A 17,920-nucleotide genomic window follows, 5' to 3' on the forward strand; every position below is an offset into this window, starting at 1 on the left:
CTTCGCTCTTGAGGATGACAGCACAAGCTTGGAACTTCGATTGCGTCATTCTCGATAGCGACGAAGGAGTGTAGTCGGGAATCTTTCACAGAACGAACCACTGCCGCCTCTCGAATCTAGGAGCGAAGCTCGTTCTCTATTCTACAACAACAAAAAAAAGGCCGATGTTTCCATCGGCCTTTGCTGTTCATAGGGTTAAATTACGCAAATTGCGCTTTAACGTGCTCAACAATGTCAGCCATTGCTATTGCGGTTTTCTCACCTGAACGACGGTTCTTATATTCAAAGTTACCTTCATCCATGCTGCGATCGCCAATTACGATCGTGTGAGGGATACCGATCAGCTCCATATCTGAGAACATTACGCCTGGGCGCTCTTTACGGTCATCAAATAGAACTTCGACACCCATAGCCGTGAACTCAGCATATAGCTTTTCTGCCGCTTCTTGAACGCGCTCAGATTTGTGCATGTTCATCGGTACGATAGCCACTTGGAATGGCGCTAGAGCGTCAGGCCAGATGATGCCGTATTTATCGTTGTTTTGCTCGATAGCGGATGCCACAACACGTGAAACACCAATACCGTAACAGCCCATCTCTAGGATTGAGTTTTTACCGTTTGAATCAAGAACGCTACAGTTCATTGCCTCAGAGTAAACATTACCTAGTTGGAAGATGTGACCGACTTCGATACCACGCTTAAGCATTAGTGTACCTTGGCCACATGGGCTTAGGTCGCCTTCAACCACGTTACGTAGATCGGCAATTTGGCCTAGTTCAACGTCACGACCCCAGTTAATACCGAAGTAGTGTTTGCCGTCGATGTTTGCGCCAGCACCGAAATCGCTCATTACCGCTACAGAGCGGTCAACGATGAATGGTAGCTCTAGACCTACAGGGCCTAGTGAACCTGCGCCTGCGCCAATAAGGTCACGCATTTCATCTTCAGTTGCCATTTCAAGCGGTGCTGCAACTTCAGCTAGGTTTTCTGCTTTGATTTCGTTTAGCTCATGATCACCACGGATGATAAGAGCAACGATTGGTGCATCGATTTGATCTGAAGCTTTAACGAAAAGCGTCTTAACGGTTTTCTCAATTGGTAGACCGTGTTGCTCAACCAACTCAGCGATGGTTTTCGCGTTTGGTGTATCAACTAGCGTCATCTCGACAGTTGGCGCTGCAAGTTCAGTCGTTGGTGCAAGTGCTTCTGCTTTTTCGATGTTTGCTGCGTAATCAGATTCCGTAGAGAAGGCGATCAAATCTTCACCGCTTTCTGCCAGTACGTGGAATTCTTGTGAACCGTTACCACCGATAGCACCTGAGTCTGCCAATACTGGACGGTACTCAAGACCCATACGATCGAACGCTTTACAGTAAGCATCGTGCATTGCTTGGTAAGATTTCTCTAGACCCGCTTTATCGATGTCGAAGCTGTAAGCATCCATCATGCAGAATTCACGAGCACGCATTACACCGAAGCGCGGACGGCGTTCATCACGGAATTTAGTCTGGATTTGGTAAAGGTTAAGTGGAAGCTGTTTGTAAGAGCTTACTTCATTACGAACCAATGCAGTGATGACTTCTTCAGCTGTAGGGCTAAGAACAAACGGACGAACGTGGCGGTCAGTAAAGCGAAGTAGTTCAGGGCCCATCTTTTCAGAGCGACCTGTCTCTTCCCAAAGTTCAAACGGCTGAACAACGGGCATCAATGTTTCGATTGCACCGGCATTATCGATTTCTTGACGAACGATGTTTTCGACTTTACGCAATACACGTAGACCAGTAGGTAGCCAGGTGTATAGACCTGAAGCTAGACGACGGATCATACCTGCACGTAGCATGAGCTGGTGGCTCACTACTTCTGCGTCGTTTGGAGTCTCCTTAAGAGTAGAAAGAAGATAATTACTGGTACGCATTCAATTTATCCGTTTAGTAAAGTTAGATACTCAGCCAGAGTGGGCTGGAGTATGAGGAGCCCGCGAGGGGAATTTGTTAGCCGCCTATAATATCAGCCAAACGCCTTTGTCAAAAGTGTTCAATCACAGTAACAGACACTAAGTTATCGTTTACGGTGAATTTCACATTCAAATTGAACAAATTGACGGCATATTCTTTGCTGTCAGGTTTGTTCTTTTTATACGCAGGGCGCGGATCTTGCGCGAGGACTTGTTCAATCACTTGGCGTATATGCTGAGCGTCCGGCAAGCGTTTGAGGCTTTCGGTTGCACAAGGTAAAAAGCAGACAATGGCCTTTTCTGGCTCAGATTCAGCGTAGCCACCTTGAGCCTCGCTAATTGAATCAGTGTAGGGGATGTAAGGTTTAATATCGACAATCGGCGTACCATCAACTAAATCGACACTTCCGAGTTCTAGGTAAAATTGGTCTCCGGTTTGACTCACCCCTTTTAGTTCTACTGCTGACATACCAATGCCATTGGGGCGAAATGTTGATCGTGACGCTAATACGCCGATGCGCTCATTGCCACCTAAGCGAGGAGGTCGCACTGTTGGCTTCCAACCTGCGGCCAAATTTTGGTCGAATAAAAACAGCAACCAAACATGGCTAAATTGTTCAATACCACGAATGGCCTCAGCGCAGTTTACGGCACCTTGTAGTTTGACTTTAGCCGTCGCAGCGGGAATCAGGCGCGGCTGTCTTGGTACAGCGAATTTTTCTTTATATGGGCTTTGGATAATGCCAATTGGCTCAATGGTGTACATGCCATCATCTCAGTAATAAATGCCACTACAAGATAGCACACAGTCACCAATAAATGTCCTTGCCCGATCGACCGCAAAAAAGGGTTGACACTTATTTGATAACTATTATCATTTGTTATGTTATAACATAACAAGCCAAGGGGAGGCTAAAATGAGAGAAGGTATTCATCCTGAATATCGCCAGGTGATATTTCATGATACCAGTGTTGATAAGTATTTTATTGTTGGCTCCACGTTAAAAACAGAGCGAACGATTGAATGGACGGATGGCAAAACGTACCCCTACTGCACCTTAGATGTCTCTTCTGAATCGCACCCTTTTTATACGGGCAAGCAGAGAGTGACGCAAAAGCAAGGCCGAGTATCAAATTTCAATCGACGTTTTGGTCGTTTTAAGGAGCAACAATGAAAGTTTTAAAATCATTAAAGAGCGCAAAAAGTCGCCACCCTGATTGCCAGATCGTTAAACGACGTGGGCGACTTTATGTGATCTGTAAAGCTAATCCGCGTTTTAAAGCGGTGCAGAAATAAGGTTGAAAAGTGATTGTGGAGCCTTGGTATTAAGGATTGTGAATCAAAACCAAGTGATAGAAGGTAAACGAGGGGCGGTTGGCAAGATTTGGATAAAATGCTAATTACTTTGAGCGTTAAAGCTAATAAAAAGCTGGCACATACAGTGCCAGCTTTTTTGTGAATATCTCTTCAGGGGAAGGGGATTACCAGCCTTTTACTACGCCACCTTGGAAGATTTCAGATGCTGCGTTGTAAACTTCTTCAGTTTGGTAAGCTTTAACAAAGTTCTGTACGTTTTCTGCGTTAACATTGTTTTCACGTGCAACGATTAGGTTTACGTACGGAGACTCTTTATCTTCAACGAAGATACCGTCACGCTGTGGTGTTAGGTTTACCGAACTTGCGTAAGTGTTATTGATAACAGAAAGAACCACATCGTCTAGTGAACGCGGCAGCTGTGCTGCATCAAGCTCTAGGATAGTTAGGTTTTTCGGGTTAGCCGTGATATCACGTACCGTTGCTTGTAGACCTGCGCCTTCACGTAGAGTGATAAGACCTTGTTGCTCAAGTAATAGCAAAGAACGACCTAGGTTAGTCGGATCATTTGGTACCGCAATGCGTGCACCATCTTGAATCTCATCAACAGATTTGATTTGTTTTGAGTAACCTGCGATAGGGTAAACGAAGGTGTTACCAGCCGCGACAATCTTATAACCGCGGTCAGCAATTTGCTGATCAAGGTATGGCTTGTGTTGGAATGCGTTGATATCAATAGAACCATCATCAAGCGCTGCGTTTGGGGTTACGTAGTCAGTAAACGTCACCAATTCTACGTCTAGACCATAAGTATCTTTGGCAACTTTAGCCGCAATTTCCGCAACTTGTTCTTCAGCGCCAGCCATAACGCCGACTTTGATCTTACTAGTATCGACTTCCTTTTCACCACAACCAGAAAGAATCAGTGCAGACGCTGCAGCTGCAATAGCAATTAAACCTTTAACATTAAATTTCATAACAATCTCCTTATAAAAATTTTTATCTATGATCTACACGGCGAACAACGGCATCACCGATAGATTGAATAATTTGAACGAGCACGATCAGCATTACCACTGTGACAGCCATGATCACGACGTCATAGCGGTGGAAGCCGTATCGAATCGCCACATCACCAAGACCACCGCCACCGACAGTGCCCGCCATGGCTGAATAACTGACCAAGGTCACTAAAGTAATGGTTACTGAGTTAACAATGGTTGGCATCGCTTCTGGAAGCAGCACTTTATTGATGATTTGCAGTGGTGTTGCCCCCATTGACTGCGCAGCTTCCACGAGGCCATTTGGCACTTCAAGTAGAGAGCTTTCAATAAGACGCGCAACAAAAGGGATAGCTCCAATGGTGAGTGGAACGATAGCGGCTGTGGTGCCGATAAACGTACCTACTAGCAATTTTGTCACTGGAATGATCGCTACCATTAATACTAAGAAGGGCACTGAACGACCAACGTTAACCACAGCGCCAAGAATGCTGTTCAATTTAGTGTTCTCTAGCAAACCACCTTTCTTCGATGTATGCAGAATGACACCAAGTGGGATACCCACGGCAAAACCCACGACGCCAGAAACCGCAACCATGTAGAGGGTTTCCCAAGTTGCACCCAGCAACAAGTCAGCGTTAAGACTTAGCCATTCAGAAAATGTATTAAAGGACATAGCCAAGTACCTCTACTTTCACGTTATGCTCACGTAAGAATTCAACGGCGTTGTTAGCGTCTTGTTCATTGCCAAATAATTCGGCCACCATCATGCCAAATTTAACGCCACCGGCGTAATCGAGATCGGAACTTAAGATATTGGCATCAATATTGTATTTACGCGCAATTTGACTCATTAGTGGCGCATCCACCGTCGCTCCCGTAAATTCCAAGCGCACCAGTGGGTAACTACCTTCAACACGGCTCGGTTGTAGGCGAATTTGATAATCTTCTGGAATAGAAAGATCCAACGTTGAGCGAATAAATTGGTGTGCTAATTCAGTTTTAGGATGAGCAAAAATTTCACCAACCGTGCCTTTTTCGACCAATTCACCACCACCAATGATCGCCACTTCATGACAGATGCTTTTCACCACATCCATTTCATGAGTGATCAACAAAATAGTGATTTTTAGCTTGCGGTTAATCTCACGCAGCAATTCTAGAATCGACTGAGTAGTGGCCGGATCGAGCGCGCTGGTCGCTTCATCGCACAGCAATACTTTAGGATCAGAGGCGAGAGCACGAGCGATCGCGACGCGTTGCTTTTGACCCCCACTTAAGTTTGCTGGGTAAGTCTCGTGTTTATCTTCAAGACCAACAAGTTTTAACAGCTCAGATACTTTGGTTTGGATGTGTTGTTTATTCTTACCAGCCAACTCTAGGGGCAATGCAACATTACCAAACACGGTACGCGATGAAAGCAGATTAAAATGCTGGAAGATCATACCGATGTTACGACGAGCTTCGCTCAGTTGCGACTTGGTTAGTGCTGTCAGCTCAACGCCATCAATAACAATTTGGCCACTGGTAGGTACTTCAAGCATGTTTACACAGCGAATTAGAGTGCTTTTGCCTGCGCCAGAAGCGCCGATTACGCCAAAAATAGTCCCTTGAGGGATGCTAAGGTTGATGTCTATTAAGGCAGGAATTTCCTTCTTACCTTGATAGAAAACCTTATTAACTTGGTTGATTTCAATCATTGAGAACCCTGCTTTGGCTCGAAATAGGAACAGTACATAATGTTGAGCTACATCTCATTTATCAGATGATGCTATGGGTTTGTTGAATTAGTGTCAATAGGTATTTCTACGTCTAGACGTCTATTTGAACGTTTGCATGCAAACGATACGGAATTAGATCGTGATGAAAGAAATAAAGCGTGCAATAATTCTGAGTAAATAAAGTAGATAGAGAAGCAAATTTTGGCAAAACCAGCAGTCTTTTTAGATCGTGACGGTGTGATTAACGTTGATCACGGCTATGTCCATGACGAGCATGACTTTGAATTTATTGATGGTGTCTTTGAGGCAACCAAGAAATTGAAAGAGATGGGTTACCTACTTGTGCTTGTAACCAACCAGTCCGGTATTGCCCGCGGCAAATTTACTGAAGAGCGATTTGAATCGCTAACGCAGTGGATGGATTGGAACTTTGTCGACAATGGTGTAGAGCTAGACGGTATTTATTATTGCCCACATCATGCAGAGCACGGACAGGGTGTCTACAAAGAAGATTGTGATTGTCGCAAACCTAAGCCTGGAATGTTTATTTCTGCGCGCGATTTTCTGAAAATCGATATGGCCAATTCAATCATGGTTGGTGATAAAGCAGAGGACATGATGGCAGCGGAAGCGGCCGGTGTCGGTACTAAATTATTAGTACGTACTGGTAAGCCTATCACTGAAAAAGGTGAAATGCTTGCAACAGCAATACTGGATAGTATTGCGGATGTCCCTAACTATATAAATAAATAGACTATTATATAAAGGCTGCAATTGCGGCCTTTATTTTTACAGGAGGTAAACATGGTCAAAGTCGGTATTCTCACCTCGGCAGTGCTGTTATTGGCTGGTTGTGCGAGCAGTGACAACCAAACGTCAGCGAATGATTCCAACCAATATCAATATGATTGCGATAATCAGCAGCAATTTTCTGTTACGTACTTAATTGAAGAGCGCGGTGCTTTAGTCCGTGTGCAGGATATAGACTACGCCCTGGTACAAGCCCCCGCAGGTTCTGGCACACGTTATATTTTGCCAAATAATGCTTTGTCAGAAGTCATGCCTGTCACACTCTACACGAGAGGCGAAAACGCACGTTTAGAGTATGGGCGAGAGGTATATCAAAATTGTAAAATCAAATAGTATCCAGCATTGGCTGAGGCGATAGAATAAGCCTCAGCTATTCTCCTCTTTTTTTTCTTCTCTGCATTGAACTCGTTTTATGACCCCAAAACTGACCATTCTAGATATTGCCCGTTTATCCGGTGTAGGCAAATCAACCGTTTCACGTGTGCTGACTAACGATCCCAAAGTGAAGCCAGAAACACGAATAAAAGTAGAGCAGGTGATTGCCGACTCTGGTTATATTCCTTCTAAGTCAGCTCAGTCGATGCGTGGTGGTAGCCAAAGAGTGGTTGGAGTGATCATTTCTCGTTTAGATTCGCCGTCGGAAAATAAAGCAGTAGGTACTATGTTGCAATCGCTTTATAAAGCGGGATATGACGTAGTGATTATGGAAAGTCAGTTTGATAGTAAAAAAACCACTGAGCATCTCAATGTCCTCAAACGCCGTAACGTTGATGGGGTGATAGTGTTTGGTTTTAGCGATTTTGATCTTAGCCAGATTGAACAATGGCGAGGGCGTGCGGTGGTGATTGCGATGGACACGCAGCAGGTATCATCGATTAACTATGATAACCATGGTGTCATTTGCAATGCCTTCGCATTTTTGCGCCAGCAATCACTGGATAAAATTGCTTACATTGGCGTTAATCCCAGTGATCGAACTACAGGAAAACTTCGTTTAGATGCTTATTTGGAATGCTGTGAAAAATATGCGCTGAATGCCAATTATCAAACTGGTGATCTCCATCATGAGAGTGCGTATCAGTTAGTGGATAAGGTATTGAGCGCGGATACCCAAGCAATTGTTTGCGCCAGTGATACCCTTGCGCTTGGAGTAATTAAGCGTCTTCAAGAGCTAGGTCGTGAAGATGTTGTGGTCACGGGGGTCGGCGGTAATGAATTGTTGTCGTTTTTGTTCCCAAATGTTTTTAGTATCGATCCTGGTTACGAGCCTGCTGGAATCAAAGCGGCTAATCTATTGATTTCTCACATCAACGGTGAGAATGAGCTGACGCATCTGACTCAAAAGCCCATCCAAATCTAACTCTTTATAATCTAAGTGATTTAAAAATAGTCTGTGATCACAATCAATTAATGGGACTGTTCCCATTTGATGTTTGAATTACTTCTTCGAATATAATACCAACACTTGGGAACGTTCCCAAATTGTGAGTGAAAAATATTAGCTCGAATCGGGGGGAAAGGATATGGGTAAGATTGCCAAAAAAGAGGTTGCACGGCTAATAGAGTTGGTCGGTGGAGCAGAGAATATCGCCAGTGTCAGTCACTGTTTAACTCGTCTTCGCTTTGTACTCAACGATACCGAGAAAGCGGATCTTAAGCGATTAGAGTCGCTGAGCTTAGTGAAAGGTTGCTTTACTAATGCCGGTCAGTTTCAAGTGGTAATTGGAACTGAAGTTGACGAGGTCTATAAGGTATTAATTGAGTTGTCGGGTAAATCTGAGGCGTCAAAAGATGATGCTAAGAATGCTGCTCGCCAAAATATGAATATTCTAGAGCGCGGTATTTCCCATCTTGCTGAAATTTTTGTACCGCTGCTACCTGCCATTATTACGGGTGGTTTGATTTTAGGTTTCCGTAACGTAATTGGCGACATCAAAATGTTTGATGGTCAGACTCTTACCGAGATTAGTCAATTTTGGGCTACGGTACATAGCTTTCTGTGGTTGATTGGAGAAGCGATCTTCTTCTTCCTGCCGGTTGGCGTATGTTGGTCTACGGTGAAAAAATTAGGTGGTACGCCAATTCTCGGTATTACACTTGGTTTGACCTTGGTTTCGCCTCAACTAATGAATGCCTACTTGATCGGTAAGCAAGCTCCCGAAGTGTGGGATTTCGGTCTGTTTGTGATAGAGAAGGTTGGTTATCAAGCTCAGGTTATTCCGGCCATGTTAGCCGGTGTCGCACTCGCGTTTATTGAAACCAACCTTAAGCGCATCGTACCGTCTTACTTATATTTAGTGGTGGTGCCGTTTGTTTCGATCATCGTCTCTGTAGTGTTAGCACATTCTATTATTGGTCCATTTGGCCGTATGTTAGGTGATGGTGTTGCATTCGCGGCAAAAGCGGCTATGACGGGCGATTTTGCGGTAATTGGTTCGATGATTTTTGCTTTCTTCTACGCCCCATTAGTCATTACCGGTATTCACCACACCACTAACGCGGTCGATCTGCAATTGATGCAAGACTTGGGTGGTACGCCAATCTGGCCTCTGATTGCCTTATCAAATATCGCTCAGGCGTCTGCGGTTGTCGGGATCATTATCATCAGTAAAAAACAGGGCGAGCGTGATATTTCCGTTCCTGCGGCTATTTCAGCCTACCTAGGTGTGACAGAACCGGCGATGTACGGCATTAATCTCAAATATAAATTTCCAATGCTGAGTGCCATGATTGGCTCAGCCGCCGCTGCCGCAATTTGTGGTATGTCGGGTGTCATGGCCAATGGGATCGGCGTGGGTGGTTTGCCAGGAATTCTATCTATCCAACCTCAATATTGGGGTGTCTATGCCATTGCTATGTTAGTGGCGATTACGTTACCCACGGTATTGACGTTGCTGTTTTATAAACGAGCTCAAGCTAAAGGCGAGCTAGAAATGGCCAACGCATAATCTATTTGTCTGCGCGGCAAAGGATTCGATGCCGCGAATGTTATTGAGTTGGAATTTGGCTCAAACTGGTAAGTGAAATTAGTGATGACAACGAATCTACAGCAGCAAGATTGGTGGCAAACAGCCACCATCTATCAAATATATCCGAAAAGCTTTTGTGACTCTTCAGCGCAGGGCACCGGAGATATTTGTGGCATTATTTCTAAGTTGGACTACCTGAAAACTTTGGGTATTGATGCGATTTGGCTCACGCCAATTTATCAGTCTCCAATGGTCGATAATGGATATGATATTTCTGACTACTATGCCATCAACCCTGAATTTGGTTGTATGGCTGATTTTGAATTGCTTTTGGCTGAGGCGCATCAGCGCGGTATTCGTATCATTATGGATATCGTGGTCAATCATACTTCAACGGCACATCAATGGTTTCAATCGGCATTCGGTGACAAAAACAGCCCTTATCGTGACTATTATATCTGGCAAGATCCTGTTGATGGTGAGGTGCCGAATAATTGGCAGTCCAAATTTGGTGGCAGCGCTTGGGCATTCGATAGTGCAACAGATCAATATTATTTGCACTTATTTGCCAAGGAACAAGCCGATCTAAACTGGGAGAACCCCGCTGTACGTGAGGAAGTAAAACAGGTCATCGGTTTTTGGGCGGAAAAGGGTGTAGATGGTTTTCGCTTGGATGTGATTAATCTGATTTCTAAGCAACAAGACTTTGCCAATGACGAGTGTGGTGACGGCCGACGCTTCTATACCGATGGGCCGCGAGTGCATGAGTATCTGCAGGACATCAGTCAGGCGGTATTTCAAAAATATGGTTGTGTCACGGTCGGTGAGATGTCATCAACAACCTTGGAGCACTGTCAGCAATACTCATCGCTTGATGGCAAAGAACTGTCAATGGTATTTAATTTTCATCACTTGAAAGTTGATTATCCCAATGGTGAAAAATGGTCTAACGCGCCGTTTGATTTTATTCAGCTGAAGCAGATCTTTAACCATTGGCAAACTGGGTTAAGCGGCCAAGGCTGGGGCGCTCTATTTTGGTGTAATCATGATCAGCCACGTATTGTTAGTCGTTTAGGTGATGATAAGCAATACAGGGTTGAATCAGCCAAGATGCTTGCCGCCACCTTGCATATGATGCAAGGGACGCCTTATATCTACCAAGGCGAAGAGTTGGGTATGACCAATCCAGGCTATACCACGATTGAACAATATCGTGATGTAGAAAGTACCAATATGTACCAGATTATGGTCAATCAACAAGGTGTGCCTCATGATGAGATGATGGCCATCTTAGCGCAAAAGTCGCGTGATAATTCTCGCGCTCCAATGCAATGGAACAATTTACCTCATGGCGGTTTTACCCAAGGAGAGCCGTGGTTAGACGTTGCGAGTAACTACCCGCAGATTAATGCGCAAAGCGCCTTAGATGACCAAAATTCGGTGTTTTATTTTTACCAGCAGTTGATTGAACTACGTAAACAGCATCCCGTCATTACTCAAGGTTCATTCTGTGACTTACTGCCCCAAGATAGCCTCTGTTATGCTTATTTACGTGAGAGTGAGTCACAGCAACTTATCTTGATGAGCAACTTTTACGGTGAAGAGGCTAAATGCACATTGCCAGCAGATCTCGATCTTACTGCTGCGCGGTGTCTTTTAACCAATTACCAGCAGAGGCCAATGAGTATCGAAGATAACATGATCTCACTTCGTCCTTATGAAACGCGGATTTTGTTGATCGATAAAGTGCTTATTCACCAATAATCTGAGCATGGTTGGCTAGAGAAAAAAGGCTTTGGTGATTGACCAAAGCCTTTTTCATTTGCGTAGAAATAAGTGGTTAGTGATAAGTCACGACGTATCGAGTTGGTTTATGGTTCATCGCCAAGACGAGATTGAGCACTACTGCGCCAAACACAGAATAGAGCAGTGTTTGTGGTGGCACAAAGAAGAACGAGGTGATCAAGATGACACAATCAATCGCCAACTGAGTTTTTCCAACCGAAATGCCGAACTTATCTTGAATAAGCAAACACAGTACATTGAATCCACCGAGACTAGAGCGATGGCGAAATAGGATCAACATCCCTAGTCCCATCAATACGCCACCTGCAAGAGCACAGTAAGCTGGACTGACTTTATCAAGACTGATTACCAAATCGAGATGGTCGGTTAAAATAGAGACCAACGCGCCGGAAATGGCACTGTTAAATGCGAAGCGTGCACCAAAACGTTTCCAAGCTAAAAGATAAAATGGGCAGTTCGCTAAAAAATATAATGTACCGAAAGACCAAGGCACAACTTGGCTTACCAATAGCGCCAGTCCGGTGGTTCCACCAGTTAACAGCTGCGCAGATTGGAGGAAGAAGACTCCTTGAGCGACGATGAAGGAGCCGGTTAATATGGCAATCCAATCTTCTTTACATGTATGTTTTTCCATCAAATAAAAATTAATCCTTGAACGAATGGCTTGCATAGTAAGGAAAAGATGCGTTTTTCGGTAGATTGAGAGCGAAAATTAAGGTAAACCTATGTAATTGTCTTTTTACAAGGTGTAAAGCGTCAGGTTGACAGTTATTGCTTCAAGATAACCTCAACATGATAATCCTTGTAAACCAGTATGAAAAAACTGCATGAGAAAAATGCAATTTTCTCTTTATGACCTAGATCAAATTATGTAAAATGCGCGCCAGTAGGGTGACGAAAACGTTTGCGTCGGGGTCGTTTGCCAGTTTTTTGCAACTTTCAGTCTAAATCTGAGTCAGGAGATACAGATGCTTAAGCGTGATATGAACATCGCAGATTACGATGCGGATTTGTTCGCAGCTATCCAAGAAGAAACTCTTCGTCAAGAAGAGCACATTGAACTAATCGCTTCTGAAAACTACACCAGCCCACGAGTAATGGAAGCTCAAGGCTCTCAGCTAACCAACAAGTATGCTGAAGGCTACCCTGGTAAGCGTTACTACGGTGGTTGTGAGTATGTTGATAAAGTGGAAACGCTAGCGATTGAACGTGCATGTGAGCTATTCGGCGCAGAATACGCAAACGTACAACCGCACTCAGGTTCTCAGGCAAACAATGCTGTTTACATGGCACTGCTCAATGCTGGCGATACTGTTTTAGGTATGAGCCTAGCGCACGGTGGTCACCTGACTCACGGTTCACCAGTAAACTTCTCTGGCAAGCTATACAACATCATTCCTTACGGTATTGATGAGAATGGTCAAATCGATTACGAAGAGATGGAAGCGCTTGCAGTTGAACACAAACCTAAGATGATCATCGGTGGTTTCTCTGCTTACTCTCAAGTTTGTGATTGGGCGCGTATGCGTGAAATCGCGGATAAAGTCGGTGCTTACTTCTTTGTTGATATGGCGCACGTAGCGGGTCTTATTGCGGCGGGTGTTTACCCTAACCCAGTACCGCATGCACACGTTGTGACAACGACAACACACAAAACACTAGCCGGCCCACGTGGTGGTCTAATTCTTTCTAACGAAGGCGAAGATCTTTACAAGAAGCTGAACTCAGCGGTATTCCCGGGCGGTCAAGGTGGTCCTCTAATGCACGTTATTGCGGGTAAAGCAGTGGCGTTCAAAGAAGCTTTAGAACCAGAATTCAAAGAATACCAAGCGCGTGTTGTGGCTAACGCAAAAGCAATGGTGGCAGAATTCCTAGCTCGTGGTTACAACATCGTTTCTGGTTCTACTGAGAACCACCTGTTCCTAGTTGATCTGATCGACAAAGACATCACAGGTAAAGAAGCGGATGCAGCACTAGGTGCGGCCAACATCACCGTGAACAAAAACTCAGTACCAAACGACCCACGTAGCCCATTCGTAACGTCTGGTATCCGTGTTGGTTCTCCATCAATCACTCGCCGTGGCTTTACTGAAGAAGATTCAAAAGCATTGGCAGGTTGGATGTGTGACATCCTAGACAACATCGGTGATGAGTCTGTGATTGAAGCAACCAAAGTGAAAGTACTGGAAATCTGTAAGCGTCTACCGGTTTACGCTTAATTTTTCTTCGTAGAGTGAACGAGTGACTGTGTCGCTCATCTACTTTGAAAATGCGATTTGAAAGGCTCCTTCTGGAGCCTTTTTTCGTCTAAATAAAATAGCGGAAATAATCTGTTGATAACGATGGAGTGGTACTTATTTGGCAATACTCAGGAGAGTGCCAGACTTGCATTTGAATGAGTAATAGCGAGTGCTTTCGTTAAATTTGCCTAACCCTTCACCATCACAATAATCAATATTAATATCACGCATTGTATCGAGCGTATTTTCAGCATTGAGTGCGAACTTTGAACCATCAGAACAAAGAATGCGTACTCTGCCATCGTCGCTGAGCGAGTAAATATCTACTTCGGTATTACACAGCTCAAAAGAGGCTTCTTGAAAATTATCTTGCTGCTCTGTGGATGAACAGGCAGCAAGCAGCACGCAAGCACTAATGGCGAGCAAAGGGAGTTTTTCCATAGCTATATCCTATTTTTATCAATGCGATGCTCTCGGCGGCCAGCAGAGTGGTATCGCTTTAATAAGCCTAGGAGTGCATATCATTTTGTGCAAGCTGGTAACGTAATAAATAATGAATTAGTGGCCGCTTTTCAGGTGGATATACGCGATTGGCATGGGAAATACAGACGTAAAAAACAAAAAAGCCAGTCATAAGTAGACTGGCTTTTAACGATGACAACATGCGAGCTAATTAGCTCACTTCAATACCTTGTGCTTGAAGATCAGCATGGTAAGAAGAGCGAACAAATGGACCACACGCAGCATGAGTAAAGCCAAGTTCAAGCGCAATTTCTTTTAGCTCATCAAACTCTGCTGGTGGCACGTAGCGCTCAACAGGCAAGTGGTGACGGCTTGGTGCAAGGTATTGACCAAGTGTCAGCATGGTTACGCCATGGGCACGAAGATCTTTCAATACTTCAACGATCTCTTCTTTGGTTTCGCCTAAGCCCATCATGACACCTGACTTGGTTGGGATCTCAGGGTGCTGCTCTTTGAATTTTTGTAGCAACTGCAAAGACCACTTGTAGTTCGCACCTGGACGTACTTTACGGTACAAACGTGGCGCAGTTTCTAGGTTGTGGTTAAACACATCCGGTGTATTTTCGCTAAGCAATTCTAGCGCCACGTCCATACGGCCACGGAAGTCAGGTACTAAGGTTTCGATCTTGATATTCGGGCTTAATGCGCGAATCTCACGATTACAATCGGCAAAGTGCTGTGCACCACCATCACGCAGATCATCGCGGTCAACAGAAGTAATGACGACATACTTAAGCTTCATGTCAGCAATAGTTTGTGCCAATTTTTTCGGCTCGTTTGCTTCTGGCGTCACTGGACGGCCATGGGCAACGTCACAGAATGGACAACGTCGAGTACAAATCGCACCTAAGATCATAAAGGTTGCTGTACCGTGGTTGAAACATTCCGCAAGGTTAGGGCATGAGGCCTCTTCACAAACAGAGTGCAGGTTGTTTTTACGCATTGCTGATTTAATGTCTTGGATGCGTTGACTGTCAGCAGGCAACTTAATCTTCATCCACTCAGGTTTGCGCAGAACTTCTTTCTGCTCAGTTGGCATATTCTTTACCGGAATTAGTGCCATTTTGTCAGCGTCACGGTATTTAACGCCTTTTTCCATTTGGATTGGTTTACTCATGCTTCTATTACTTCTCGTTTGGGACTGCTGTGCTGACTTGTAGTTGTTGATAATCCAACAGAGTCGCAAGTTCTTTTAGTAGTTGTTCGGCAACGATATTGACATCATCGGGACCACCAAGTTGGCTAACTTGTACCATTTCCATTCCAGCGTAACCACATGGGTTTATGCGTAGAAACGGCGACATGTCCATATTAACGTTAAGTGCCAAACCATGAAATGAGCATCCTTTGCGGATACGCAGGCCGAGTGAGCAGATTTTTTTATTATCTACATACACGCCAGGAGCATCTGGTCGAGCCGCTGAATCGATATTGTAAGCTTTAAGTGTATTGATCACGAGGTTCTCGATGTGAGTAACGAGATCTCGCACGCCGAATTTTTTACGGCGGATGTTTATCAGGAAGTAGACCACCATTTGGCCTGGGCCATGGTAAGTTACTTGGCCACCGCGATCACTTTGCACCACAGGTATATCTCCTGTATTGAGCAGGTGCTCAGTTTTTCCTGCTTGGCCTTGAGTAAAAACTGGATTGTGTTCAACAAACCAAACTTCATCGAGGGTTTCCTCGTCGCGTTGATCTGTAAAGGCATGCATTGCGCGCCAAATTGGCTCGTAATCTTGTTTGCCAAGATGCTTCACAATCAGAGTTTGTTGCATTCCTGAGTCCATCATAATCAATAAAGTGGCTCGATTATAAACCGCTTCACGACATCGGACTATATGCTGATAACAGTTTTTTAACCCTTTAAAATTAAGGTTCTTTTTATCTGTTTGATAAATAACAAAAAAGCAGCCTGAGCTGCTTTCAAAAATATTTTATTATTTAAAATAAAATTATAGAACCATGCGAACGATGTCGATATCACCAAGTTCTTTGTATAGCGTCTCTACTTGTTCAATAGAAGTCGCTTGGATAGTAACTGACACTGCGTGGTAGTTACCTTTTGAACTTGGTTTCACGGTAGGACTGTAGTCACCCGGAGCATGGCGTTGAATAACCTCGAGCACTTTTTCAGGTAGCTCAGGCTTAGCATAGCCCATAACCTTGTAAGTGAATGAACAAGGAAACTCAAGCAGGTCTTTCAGTTTTGCGTCTGAGTTAATAGTCAGCATTTTTGGAAACTCCAAGTTGAAATGTCGATCTAAGCAGCGCCGAATGTTACTGCCAATCGGTTTGAATCTCAAGGTTGTCGATACGACGAACATAAAACAAAAGCCGCCCAGAGGCGGCTTAATATGTCTATTTAGTTGCCGAGATTAGAATAAGCTTTTAACCAGCATTACAATGTAATCCCAAAGGCGACTGAACAGGCTACCCTCTTGCACATCTTCTAGGGCAAGTAATGGGTACTGCGCGATATCTTCACCATCTAGTTGGTAGTATAGCGTACCAACGACGTCACCTTTACTAATTGGGGCTTCTAACTCTTTTTCAAGTACGAAGCTTGCCTTTAGATTTTTCGCTTGGCCACGAGGAAGTGTTACATAGGTATCTTGATCAAGGCCAAGAGCGACCATATCTTTGTCGCCCATCCAGACTTTTTCTTCGACAAAGGTTTCACCTGCTTTGTGTGGTGCAACTGTTTCGAAGAAGCGGAAACCGTAGCTCAGTAGCTTTTTGCTTTCTGATTTACGAGCATTGGCGTTTTTGGTGCCCATCACAACCGCTACTAGGCGCATTTTGCCTTCAGTTGCTGAGCTTACTAGGCTGTAACCTGCATTGCTTGTGTGGCCGGTCTTAATACCATCCACATTCATGCTTTTATCCCACAGCAAACCGTTACGGTTGTACTGAGTAATGCCGTTGTATGTGTATTTTTGCTGTGAATAAATACGGTACTCTTCAGGTACGTCACGGATCAGTGCCGAGCCTAATAGCGCCATATCGTAAGGCGTTGAGTAAAGCGCATCGTTGTCGAGACCGTGAACGTTAGCGAAGTGCGTATCACTCATACCTAGAGTGCTTGCCCACGCATTCATCAAATCAACAAATGCATCTTCTGAACCGGCAATGTGCTCAGCCATCGCGACACAAGCATCGTTACCTGATTGCACGATAATGCCTTGGTTTAGATCTTTTACTTTGACCGTGGTGCCCACTTCGATAAACATTTTCGAAGAGTCTGGGAAGTTTTTCGCCCAAGCATTTTTACTGATGGTGACGTCGTCATCTTCAGAGATGTTGCCACGTGCTAGTTCTTGGCCGATGACGTAACTGGTCATCATTTTGGTCAAGCTGGCAGGTGACAGTTTGGTATTCATTTCTTTTTGTGCCAGCACTTTGCCTGAATGGTAATCCATCAGAACGTAGCCCTTCGCGGCAATTTGTGGTGCATCTGGCACTACAATTGGAGAAGCCATAACAGAAGAAGCGAAGCTTGCCGTAAGCGCAATAGAAGACGCAAAAACGGTTTTAATTAACGTTGTTTTTTTCATATTGACTACAGATTTATCTCGAAC

General features: G+C 44.4%; 19 protein-coding genes. 8 read left to right on the forward strand and 11 right to left on the reverse strand.

The window, feature by feature from the left end; all coding sequences use genetic code 11:
* Positions 1–200: 200 nt before the first annotated feature.
* The gene (locus RH85_RS05755; RefSeq protein WP_006711268.1) at positions 201–1,916 is read right to left on the reverse strand and encodes a proline--tRNA ligase; all 1,716 of its coding nucleotides are present in this window, start codon (positions 1,914–1,916) and stop codon (positions 201–203) included.
* Between the two features lie 109 nt (positions 1,917–2,025).
* Complete coding sequence (gene tsaA / locus RH85_RS05760; protein ID WP_006711269.1) at positions 2,026–2,721, reverse strand: tRNA (N6-threonylcarbamoyladenosine(37)-N6)-methyltransferase TrmO; 696 nt, start codon at positions 2,719–2,721, stop codon at positions 2,026–2,028.
* A gap of 151 nt (positions 2,722–2,872) precedes the next feature.
* Here tsaA and RH85_RS05765 point away from each other — a divergent pair, with 151 nt between their 5' ends.
* Together RH85_RS05765 and ykgO are read left to right on the forward strand one after the other, a co-directional pair.
* A complete protein-coding gene (locus RH85_RS05765; RefSeq protein ID WP_006711270.1) occupies positions 2,873–3,130 on the forward strand; it encodes a type B 50S ribosomal protein L31 in 258 nt (85 codons plus the stop codon).
* Positions 3,127–3,252, forward strand: a complete 126-nt coding sequence (gene ykgO, locus RH85_RS05770; protein WP_005593337.1) for a type B 50S ribosomal protein L36 — start codon at positions 3,127–3,129, stop codon at positions 3,250–3,252. The genes RH85_RS05765 and ykgO overlap by 4 nt, the downstream gene beginning before the upstream one ends.
* Before the next feature lie 185 nt (positions 3,253–3,437).
* Here ykgO and RH85_RS05775 read toward each other — a convergent pair whose 3' ends face one another.
* The 3 genes from RH85_RS05775 to metN are packed head-to-tail and all read right to left on the reverse strand — an operon-like array spanning position 3,438 to position 5,971.
* Entirely contained in the window at positions 3,438–4,247 is an 810-nt protein-coding gene (locus tag RH85_RS05775; RefSeq protein ID WP_006711271.1) for a MetQ/NlpA family lipoprotein, read from the reverse strand.
* 22 nt (positions 4,248–4,269) lie between these two features.
* Positions 4,270–4,947 (reverse strand): methionine ABC transporter permease, encoded by a 678-nt coding sequence (locus RH85_RS05780; RefSeq protein ID WP_006711272.1) that lies wholly within the window; start codon positions 4,945–4,947, stop codon positions 4,270–4,272.
* On the reverse strand, positions 4,937–5,971 hold the full coding sequence (gene metN / locus RH85_RS05785) for a methionine ABC transporter ATP-binding protein MetN (RefSeq protein ID WP_006711273.1): 1,035 nt from the start codon (positions 5,969–5,971) through the stop codon (positions 4,937–4,939). The genes RH85_RS05780 and metN overlap by 11 nt, the downstream gene beginning before the upstream one ends.
* Before the next feature lie 222 nt (positions 5,972–6,193).
* On the opposite strand from metN, the gene gmhB reads away from it, so the two are divergent.
* The 5 genes from gmhB (at position 6,194) to treC (ending at position 11,535) form a co-directional block, all read left to right on the forward strand.
* Positions 6,194–6,745, forward strand: a complete 552-nt coding sequence (gene gmhB, locus RH85_RS05790) for a D-glycero-beta-D-manno-heptose 1,7-bisphosphate 7-phosphatase (RefSeq protein WP_006711274.1) — start codon at positions 6,194–6,196, stop codon at positions 6,743–6,745.
* A gap of 51 nt (positions 6,746–6,796) precedes the next feature.
* Positions 6,797–7,135, forward strand: a complete 339-nt coding sequence (locus RH85_RS05795; RefSeq protein WP_006711275.1) for an MliC family protein — start codon at positions 6,797–6,799, stop codon at positions 7,133–7,135.
* A gap of 79 nt (positions 7,136–7,214) precedes the next feature.
* Positions 7,215–8,162, forward strand: coding sequence for a trehalose operon repressor TreR (gene treR / locus RH85_RS05800; RefSeq protein ID WP_006711276.1), 948 nt, complete (start codon positions 7,215–7,217; stop codon positions 8,160–8,162).
* 163 nt (positions 8,163–8,325) lie between these two features.
* Positions 8,326–9,750 carry a PTS trehalose transporter subunit IIBC gene (gene treB, locus RH85_RS05805; protein ID WP_006711277.1) on the forward strand — a complete coding sequence of 475 codons (1,425 nt, stop codon included), beginning with the start codon at positions 8,326–8,328 and terminating at the stop codon, positions 9,748–9,750.
* An 84-nt stretch (positions 9,751–9,834) separates the two neighbouring features.
* The gene (gene treC / locus RH85_RS05810; RefSeq protein ID WP_006711278.1) at positions 9,835–11,535 is read left to right on the forward strand and encodes an alpha,alpha-phosphotrehalase; all 1,701 of its coding nucleotides are present in this window, start codon (positions 9,835–9,837) and stop codon (positions 11,533–11,535) included.
* 76 nt (positions 11,536–11,611) lie between these two features.
* Here the strand turns inward: treC and RH85_RS05815 are convergent, their stop codons facing one another.
* On the reverse strand, positions 11,612–12,211 hold the full coding sequence (locus RH85_RS05815; RefSeq protein WP_006711279.1) for a YitT family protein: 600 nt from the start codon (positions 12,209–12,211) through the stop codon (positions 11,612–11,614).
* A gap of 334 nt (positions 12,212–12,545) precedes the next feature.
* Between RH85_RS05815 and glyA the strand changes: the two genes are divergently transcribed.
* On the forward strand, positions 12,546–13,796 hold the full coding sequence (gene glyA / locus RH85_RS05820; RefSeq protein ID WP_006711280.1) for a serine hydroxymethyltransferase: 1,251 nt from the start codon (positions 12,546–12,548) through the stop codon (positions 13,794–13,796).
* Positions 13,797–13,931: 135 nt separating this feature from the next.
* Here the strand turns inward: glyA and RH85_RS05825 are convergent, their stop codons facing one another.
* The 5 genes from RH85_RS05825 to RH85_RS05845 form a co-directional block, all read right to left on the reverse strand.
* Positions 13,932–14,258 (reverse strand): hypothetical protein, encoded by a 327-nt coding sequence (locus RH85_RS05825; RefSeq protein WP_006711281.1) that lies wholly within the window; start codon positions 14,256–14,258, stop codon positions 13,932–13,934.
* 232 nt (positions 14,259–14,490) lie between these two features.
* Positions 14,491–15,456 carry a lipoyl synthase gene (gene lipA / locus RH85_RS05830; RefSeq protein WP_006711282.1) on the reverse strand — a complete coding sequence of 322 codons (966 nt, stop codon included), beginning with the start codon at positions 15,454–15,456 and terminating at the stop codon, positions 14,491–14,493.
* 7 nt (positions 15,457–15,463) lie between these two features.
* A complete protein-coding gene (gene lipB / locus RH85_RS05835) occupies positions 15,464–16,117 on the reverse strand; it encodes a lipoyl(octanoyl) transferase LipB (protein ID WP_006711283.1) in 654 nt (217 codons plus the stop codon).
* Between the two features lie 177 nt (positions 16,118–16,294).
* Positions 16,295–16,573 carry a DUF493 family protein YbeD gene (ybeD, locus tag RH85_RS05840; RefSeq protein WP_005593593.1) on the reverse strand — a complete coding sequence of 93 codons (279 nt, stop codon included), beginning with the start codon at positions 16,571–16,573 and terminating at the stop codon, positions 16,295–16,297.
* A 144-nt stretch (positions 16,574–16,717) separates the two neighbouring features.
* Positions 16,718–17,896 carry a serine hydrolase gene (locus RH85_RS05845; protein WP_006711284.1) on the reverse strand — a complete coding sequence of 393 codons (1,179 nt, stop codon included), beginning with the start codon at positions 17,894–17,896 and terminating at the stop codon, positions 16,718–16,720.
* Positions 17,897–17,920 lie beyond the last annotated feature (24 nt).

It is taken from the genome of Vibrio ichthyoenteri ATCC 700023 (assembly GCF_000222605.1).
GTDB lineage: Bacteria > Pseudomonadota > Gammaproteobacteria > Enterobacterales > Vibrionaceae > Vibrio > Vibrio ichthyoenteri.

Excerpts from the sequence above, each read along its gene's own strand:
- RH85_RS05755 (WP_006711268.1), bottom strand. The coding sequence starts at position 1,916 with ATGCGTACCAGTAATTATCTTCTTTCTACTCTTAAGGAGACTCCAAAC.
- tsaA (WP_006711269.1), bottom strand. The coding sequence starts at position 2,721 with ATGTACACCATTGAGCCAATTGGCATTATCCAAAGCCCATATAAAGAA.
- RH85_RS05765 (WP_006711270.1), top strand. The coding sequence starts at position 2,873 with ATGAGAGAAGGTATTCATCCTGAATATCGCCAGGTGATATTTCATGAT.
- ykgO (WP_005593337.1), top strand. The coding sequence starts at position 3,127 with ATGAAAGTTTTAAAATCATTAAAGAGCGCAAAAAGTCGCCACCCTGAT.
- RH85_RS05775 (WP_006711271.1), bottom strand. The coding sequence starts at position 4,247 with ATGAAATTTAATGTTAAAGGTTTAATTGCTATTGCAGCTGCAGCGTCT.
- RH85_RS05780 (WP_006711272.1), bottom strand. The coding sequence starts at position 4,947 with ATGTCCTTTAATACATTTTCTGAATGGCTAAGTCTTAACGCTGACTTG.
- metN (WP_006711273.1), bottom strand. The coding sequence starts at position 5,971 with ATGATTGAAATCAACCAAGTTAATAAGGTTTTCTATCAAGGTAAGAAG.
- RH85_RS05795 (WP_006711275.1), top strand. The coding sequence starts at position 6,797 with ATGGTCAAAGTCGGTATTCTCACCTCGGCAGTGCTGTTATTGGCTGGT.
- treR (WP_006711276.1), top strand. The coding sequence starts at position 7,215 with ATGACCCCAAAACTGACCATTCTAGATATTGCCCGTTTATCCGGTGTA.
- treB (WP_006711277.1), top strand. The coding sequence starts at position 8,326 with ATGGGTAAGATTGCCAAAAAAGAGGTTGCACGGCTAATAGAGTTGGTC.
- treC (WP_006711278.1), top strand. The coding sequence starts at position 9,835 with ATGACAACGAATCTACAGCAGCAAGATTGGTGGCAAACAGCCACCATC.
- RH85_RS05815 (WP_006711279.1), bottom strand. The coding sequence starts at position 12,211 with ATGGAAAAACATACATGTAAAGAAGATTGGATTGCCATATTAACCGGC.
- glyA (WP_006711280.1), top strand. The coding sequence starts at position 12,546 with ATGCTTAAGCGTGATATGAACATCGCAGATTACGATGCGGATTTGTTC.
- RH85_RS05825 (WP_006711281.1), bottom strand. The coding sequence starts at position 14,258 with ATGGAAAAACTCCCTTTGCTCGCCATTAGTGCTTGCGTGCTGCTTGCT.
- lipA (WP_006711282.1), bottom strand. The coding sequence starts at position 15,456 with ATGAGTAAACCAATCCAAATGGAAAAAGGCGTTAAATACCGTGACGCT.
- lipB (WP_006711283.1), bottom strand. The coding sequence starts at position 16,117 with ATGCAACAAACTCTGATTGTGAAGCATCTTGGCAAACAAGATTACGAG.
- ybeD (WP_005593593.1), bottom strand. The coding sequence starts at position 16,573 with ATGCTGACTATTAACTCAGACGCAAAACTGAAAGACCTGCTTGAGTTT.
- RH85_RS05845 (WP_006711284.1), bottom strand. The coding sequence starts at position 17,896 with ATGAAAAAAACAACGTTAATTAAAACCGTTTTTGCGTCTTCTATTGCG.